Origin of the sequence: Xenorhabdus lircayensis (assembly GCF_016306625.1) — a bacterium.
GTDB classification, from domain to species: domain Bacteria; phylum Pseudomonadota; class Gammaproteobacteria; order Enterobacterales; family Enterobacteriaceae; genus Xenorhabdus; species Xenorhabdus lircayensis.
On record NZ_JACOII010000073.1, the window covers coordinates 1 to 6114 of the forward strand.

The window sequence follows — 6114 nt, forward strand, 5'->3', positions numbered from 1 at the left end:
GAATTAATTCAAATAGTTAGGATTGCAAATACAGAAAAGGCCACGCCGGAGCGCAGCCTTGAATGTTGACATTTGAATTTTTGTAAGGCCCTGGGCTTACGGGGCGAGGAATGCGCTAACATTTCTCAATATGTATGGAGGTAACTCAACCGCGACACACATGTTTGACAAACGTAGGATAGCGGTTCTCCCAACAAAATTCCATCTGTATGAGTTTATAAGTTGCGCTATCCGTGATCAACGGGGGTGTTGATCAAATCGTCAGAGAATAACCTTAACACATTGATTTATAAATACTATAGGCGTTGACCGACCCCGAGCAAAATATGGAGGCAGGTGCTGATCTCCTGCATCGGTTTCTAGATACTCTCAGGGGCTTAGCCTAATCCGCAGAGACCGCCTCTAGATGGTGTGCGGTACATCCGATAGTCCATGCACTGCCAATCAGCCTTGGCACTCTCCACATTGGTTAAGATGTCTTCTCCATGTTAAGCAAGGATAGCAATAGCTATCAAAAGACACCTTACCATTGCAGATACAAAAAAACCTACCGAAGCGAGGTCATAATTTAAATTGGGTACAATGCAAATTTACAATAGGTGATTATTGGTTGATTCCAAACCAACGGAAATTGCGTTCCACCTCTTTTGATTCCTCTTCTTGTGGCTTTATTATCCAATAACGACCAGTAGTAACAAACTCCATTACATCAATATATTTCATTGGAGCTTTAACTGGTAAACCCGTTAAATGGGATAAAGCCCTAGCGAACCCCGAACTTCCTGTGTAACACGCAACTAACCGAATGCTTCGAATACGATACATCAAGATCAATGGAGTTATACTTTGTTTAAGCTCATGTGGAGTCAAAGGTTTTGCATGAGGTAATCGCACCCGACAAGGAAAACCAAGAATTTCAGTCCCAGACATAGGACGAGCTACAGAATGGCCCTGAAAAATAGCCTTGTTTGGGTCTCCATGTCCAAAAATATTGAGTCTAGGCCCTGGTTGATGCTTCGGTATATCCAAAAAATAATGGTATTGCTCATCATGACTAACAATAAGTTTAACGCTACCTGTTACCGCTTCTTGCAAGGATAATTTATAAACATCCTTAAAGTAATGCCTATACCAGCCCATACCTCCTCCTTCCCCAAAGGCGTATACTTACTGTGATATACCTAAAGGTATAGAGGTTCAAGCTGAAAAATAATATTTTCTGACATTATCATCACAATTTAAAAATAATCACTTCCCGTTCGACTTCTCTCTTGCCGCCCAGTGGCGATCATGCTCTTCCGGTGTGGCTTTCTGGTCTTCAAATATATCCTCAATTTTAAAGCCATCGGGTAACAGCGCCCATGCAACATAGAAGTATCGTGGCTCAAGCTCATCGCCCATCCAAGGATAGATGCCAGCGTATTCTCCATCCCAAAACCTGACATACCCAATGTGCCAACCATCGCAGGTGTTATAAACCAGTACTTCTTTGTCGTTCATATCCGGCGTGGGTTGTTCAGCGGCGGGACGGAAAACTAAGGATTCTGTGACTGGTGCAGACATGCGTTCCCCCAGAAAGCAAAAAACCCCGCCGAAGCGAGGTTTAAATATTCGTAGTGTGTGTAGATACAATATCCCACTATTTGGAGATGTTACGCCAGCTTTATGCAAAATGCAAATATTGGTGACGATATAAACGGTTTATTTTGTCACCTCATCGAATACCGCTTTAGCTTTAGCATATTTTTCTTCCGTGTAACATTTACCCACCAGCGTTTGACAGGATACCTTTCCCGTTGCATTGCTGGCAAAGTTCACCCACTCGTTCGACTTCAATCCACGGTTCAATAATTACCACACCATCGGCACGAATAATGCCGGGATGTTTTTCAACGTTTTTCATCCCGTAGATAAGCCCTTTCCCCCGGCACTCCGAACACTGACAAGTCGAAGCCGCTGAACGGGCGTAGTTTTCAAACGCCATCTTGGCTAAGATCACCAGACATGGCCCCAGTTTATTTCCTGCGGCTTTCGATATCAGTCTGGGGACTGTTTGCCTTGCATATTTGGTTAACGCTTCTACCGTGCTGAACTTGTCTTCTTCACTGACATCGTTCTTGGCAAAAAATGCCGTCATCCCAAACTTAGCCTGTGACTCTGCCATCCCTAAAGCCGCCGCAGTATCCATCCCTTTCATTCTGCCCGGTGCGGTACTGGTGGAGGCGTCACTAAACGTCGGCGACTTGGGGTGAAAATGTTTCAGGGCTGATTCGAGTTTCATTCAGCACACTCCCCCACCAGATTCAGAATAATTCTGTCGGTCAGGTCTGAACGATCATCAAATCGCTCTTCGGATAGTATCCATTTACAGACGTCTATCGCTTCCTGACGGTTCACGGCCTGGAGGGTAACCAGTTTCTCTTCGAGGTAATCTTCCCGGTCATAGATATAATATCTTTCCCCATCACCATATCCGCCCGGATCAAGTTCTTTGGCAGCCACCTTACGTATCTGATATAACCCGTCCCAGTAAAGAAACTCACGAACAACATCAGACAAGGTATAGCTAAATCAGTATAACTTGACGCAGTCTACATGCCTCATAAGCAATACTGCCTTGTCATTTGAATTTAGATGCTATGTCATATTATTTTGGTTCTGCTATATGTGGTTCGGGGAGCTGTTCAGCAAACCCTTTCGCTGTCGCCCGACGTAATTTCTCCGTTTCATTAATACGATCACCGTACATGCAACCTTGCGCGTGTTCTTCTTCGTTCCAGTAGTGGAAAAAATTGCCCGCGGTTTGCATGTCACTCCGGTGCATTACCCGCGTTACTGCAACGGGTTGCTGAAAGCGGAACATGTGGTTGCCGCCGTGTCGCGTCTGGTGAATGATGATTTTTGGCTTCGCCGGCTTAAGGCGCACCGCACCCGCTAGCGTGAAGCCCTGTTGATTGCGGCCATGGCGGTCAATAAAAACCGTTCCCCTTATGCCAGTCGTCAGGCTATACAGGATGTGAAGTCCCAACGCCTGTCCAATATGCAATATCTGCAAGCGATGGATATTGAGGATGTGAAAACCGGCGAGCGTTTTGATCTGGTGGAAAAGGTGATGAAAAGTATTTCCAATCCTGAAATCCGCCGGATGGAACTGATGTCACAAATTGCCGGGATTGAACGGGTAGCCACGGCGCGCGGTGATATCGGCATGTTTATCACCATCACCACGCCGTCAAAATATCACCCGACCCGCCTGACCCGAAAAGGGGAAGATAAAATCGCTGTGCTTAATGGCAACTGGGCCAATGAAGCCTATACGCCAAAAGATGGCCAGCGCTATCTGGTGCGGGTCTGGGCAAAAATCCGCACCGCTTTTAAGGACGCGGGACTGGATGTTTATGGTGTCCGTGTTGTCGAGCCGCATCATGATGGTACGCCCCACTGGCATCTATTGCTGTTTACCGACAAAGCCAGCCGCGCAGAAGCGGTCGAGATCATGCGGAAAAAAGCGTTGCAGGAAGACGGCGACGAACGCGGGGCTAAAAAGTACCGTTTTGAATGCAGGCACATGAACCGCGGCTGGGCCGTGAGTTATATCGCGAAGTACATCGCTAAGAATATCGACGGTTAGTCAGTATACGCTGCCACGTTCTCTTGCATATTTTTCCCATTCTACGCCTCAATCCGCAAGATCAAGCAAGGATCGCATGGCCCGCCAGCCCCAGTACGGGCGCGCTTCCGGCGATCCCGTGCAGGTGCATAAAAAGCACTGCATTTAGTGGGCAGGCGCGGCGGGGTCACAACTGCGCGTGGCGGTGTTTGATGACGTGCCGACCTCAAATTTCACCATGTAACCATTACACATGAAACTATCTTTCCTTCAGGCAATCGGGATAGGGTGGAACCTATCGGTTCCACCCCTCCCACACCACCCGGCATGCGGGTCCGCACCGGGCGGTTCGAGAAGTTGAGGTCTCACGTGAGTCTCGGTACGCCCAACCGGTCGAAGTAGGCTATTGTTAGCACTGTGTGGATGGCAGACTGACTATTGTGCCACCAACGACGGCTCAGGGCCGCCACCGATTGAGCCCCCCAAGAGGCTGCGCCAAGTCGCAGCAATGGTCGTACCCCGTCTCCATTGCCGTAGATGGACGGCTCGCAGGCGGCGACGTATCCACTCATCCAGTGATCGCCAGATGCGTGGCGTTTGAGCCAGCCTGAAGTACCCTTTCCATCCAAGCAGATAGCGGCGGAGCCTCTCCACCACCTGTGCCATGCTGTGACCACCTGAGCCTCGGGTTAGTTGCCTGAGCCTGCGTTTGAACGCCTTTAACGCTTTCGCTGAGACCGCGCGTCGGACGTCTCCATCCTTTGTTTGCCAGAGGGCATAACCAAGGAAGTTCCGACCGAACGCGCTGGTGACCGCACTCTTGGCTTCATTGATCACCAGTCGCAGTTTTCCGTAGCAGCGGCGGAGCAGCCGCATTACCCGCTCTCCCGCTTTATGACTGCGAACGTAGACGTTGCAGTCATCGGCATAGCGGGCGAAGCAGTGTCCCCGGCGTTCCAGCTCTTTGTCCACCTCGTCCAGCAAGACGTTGGCCAGCAGCGGCGACAGGGGGCCGCCTTGCGGCGTGCCCTCGTGCCGCGCCATAACCACACCCCCCTCCATGATACCCGCGTTCAGATACGCACGAACCAGCCGGATGACTCCGGGGTCGTCCATGCGTTTCTTTAGCCGGTCAATCAGGATGTCATGGTTGACCCGGTCAAAAAATTTCGACAGGTCGACATCCACCACGATGTGGCGGCCCTGTTGGGCGTAGCGTTGCGCAGCCAGTACCGCATCGTGGGCCCGACGGCCCGGACGGAAGCCGTAACTGTGCTCGCTGAAGGTGGGATCAATCAGAGGTTGCAGCACTTGCAGCAGTGCCTGTTGAATCAGACGGTCGGTGACGGTGGGAATACCCAGTTCCCGCTCACTGCCGTCCGGTTTTGGGATGCCTACCCGACGAACGGGCTGTGGCCGATATAGCTGAATAATAATACTATGGCATAATACCGGCACTTCAATAACAGGGCTGAGTGATGAGATGGGCTACAGTTTAGATTTCCGAAAAAGAGTACTGGCATACAAGGACAAGCATTCGTTGACTTTCGAACAAACGAGTGCCCACTTTGAGATCGCTATCCGCACTTTGTTTCGGTGGAGTCACAAAATAGAACCCTGTGTGACGCGTAATAAACCGCCCACGAAAATCAGTGACGAGAAACTGATCACCGATGTCCAAAATTATCCCGATGATTATCAATGGGAAAGAGCAAAACGTCTGGGCGTTTCACAGTCCGCTGTCCATTACGCGTTGAAGCGGCTGAATATTACCGTCAAAAAAAACGTTAAAACACCCTAACGCTGACGAACAGGCTCGTCAGATATTTGTCGAGCGCCTCCGTCATTATGAACAAGCGGGCAACCCGATTGTTTATCTGGATGAAAGCGGTTTTGAACAGTCAATGCCCCGCATGCATGGTTATTCCCCAAAAGGGCAGCGCTGTTTCGGGACACACGACTGGCAGGCCAAAGGGCGCATTAATGTCATTGCCGCCATCATCCAAAAGACCTTCGTGACCTTAAGCTTGTTTGCCGGGAATATTAATACGGATGTTTTCCATGCCTGGATGACACAGGATTTGCTGCCCAAGCTTCCAAGCGGGGCGGTGATTGTGATGGATAATGCCTCATTCCATAAGCGGCATGACACACGGCAAGCAATAGCGCACCACGGATGCCAGTTGGAATGGTTACCGCCTTACAGTCCGGATTTAAATCCTATCGAACCCAAATGGGCGGAAGTAAAAGCCACAAGAAGACGGGAAAGATGCTCTATTGATGAACTGTTTATGGCGCATGTAAATTATGTCTAATTATATTGATTTATCTATAAATAAATCCAGAGAGTTTCATTAATGCAGATAACTTATTCCATTGTGTATCTGTTAACATAGTTCGCGGCATGGTGGTGAGGCTTGGTTATTTTTTGGCGAAAACAATTATACCCCATCATCATACTCTCACCCTCTGTACAATAACTCCTCACAAAACGTCAACACCCC

The 6114-nt window shown here is 49.2% G+C and carries 9 protein-coding genes and 1 pseudogene; 3 read left to right on the forward strand and 7 right to left on the reverse strand.

The genetic code is table 11. From position 1 onward, the window contains the following. Positions 1-603: 603 nt before the first annotated feature. From H8A87_RS18815 to H8A87_RS20565, 5 genes are all read right to left on the reverse strand, one after another. Positions 604-1140: a hypothetical protein gene (locus H8A87_RS18815; protein WP_198691426.1), complete on the reverse strand. Its 537-nt coding sequence runs from the start codon at positions 1138-1140 to the stop codon at positions 604-606. 108 nt (positions 1141-1248) lie between these two features. After that, positions 1249-1563 (reverse strand): hypothetical protein, encoded by a 315-nt coding sequence (locus tag H8A87_RS18820; protein WP_198691427.1) that lies wholly within the window; start codon positions 1561-1563, stop codon positions 1249-1251. Between the two features lie 199 nt (positions 1564-1762). Further along, positions 1763-2281 carry an antitermination protein gene (locus H8A87_RS18825; protein WP_232370367.1) on the reverse strand — a complete coding sequence of 173 codons (519 nt, stop codon included), beginning with the start codon at positions 2279-2281 and terminating at the stop codon, positions 1763-1765. Further along, on the reverse strand, positions 2278-2559 hold the full coding sequence (locus H8A87_RS18830; RefSeq protein WP_198691428.1) for a hypothetical protein: 282 nt from the start codon (positions 2557-2559) through the stop codon (positions 2278-2280). Before H8A87_RS18830 ends, H8A87_RS18825 begins: the two co-directional genes overlap by 4 nt. An 88-nt stretch (positions 2560-2647) precedes the next feature. After that, positions 2648-2809 (reverse strand): hypothetical protein, encoded by a 162-nt coding sequence (locus H8A87_RS20565; RefSeq protein ID WP_232370368.1) that lies wholly within the window; start codon positions 2807-2809, stop codon positions 2648-2650. Between H8A87_RS20565 and H8A87_RS18835 the strand changes: the two are divergent. Next, positions 2792-3628: pseudogene (locus tag H8A87_RS18835) on the forward strand (replication endonuclease); the annotation flags it as partial. The gene H8A87_RS20565 and the pseudogene H8A87_RS18835 sit on opposite strands and share 18 nt — an antisense overlap. A 44-nt stretch (positions 3629-3672) precedes the next feature. Here the strand turns inward: H8A87_RS18835 and H8A87_RS18840 are convergent. Beyond that, complete coding sequence (locus H8A87_RS18840; protein ID WP_198691429.1) at positions 3673-3840, reverse strand: hypothetical protein; 168 nt, start codon at positions 3838-3840, stop codon at positions 3673-3675. A 205-nt stretch (positions 3841-4045) separates the two neighbouring features. Beyond that, the gene (gene ltrA / locus H8A87_RS18845; RefSeq protein WP_332460400.1) at positions 4046-5068 is read right to left on the reverse strand and encodes a group II intron reverse transcriptase/maturase; all 1023 of its coding nucleotides are present in this window, start codon (positions 5066-5068) and stop codon (positions 4046-4048) included. 25 nt (positions 5069-5093) lie between these two features. Here ltrA and H8A87_RS18850 point away from each other — a divergent pair, with 25 nt between their 5' ends. Then, the gene (locus tag H8A87_RS18850) at positions 5094-5411 is read left to right on the forward strand and encodes an IS630 transposase-related protein (protein ID WP_198691430.1); all 318 of its coding nucleotides are present in this window, start codon (positions 5094-5096) and stop codon (positions 5409-5411) included. Positions 5412-5433: 22 nt separating this feature from the next. After that, positions 5434-5925 carry an IS630 family transposase gene (locus tag H8A87_RS18855; protein WP_198691431.1) on the forward strand — a complete coding sequence of 164 codons (492 nt, stop codon included), beginning with the start codon at positions 5434-5436 and terminating at the stop codon, positions 5923-5925. Positions 5926-6114 lie beyond the last annotated feature (189 nt).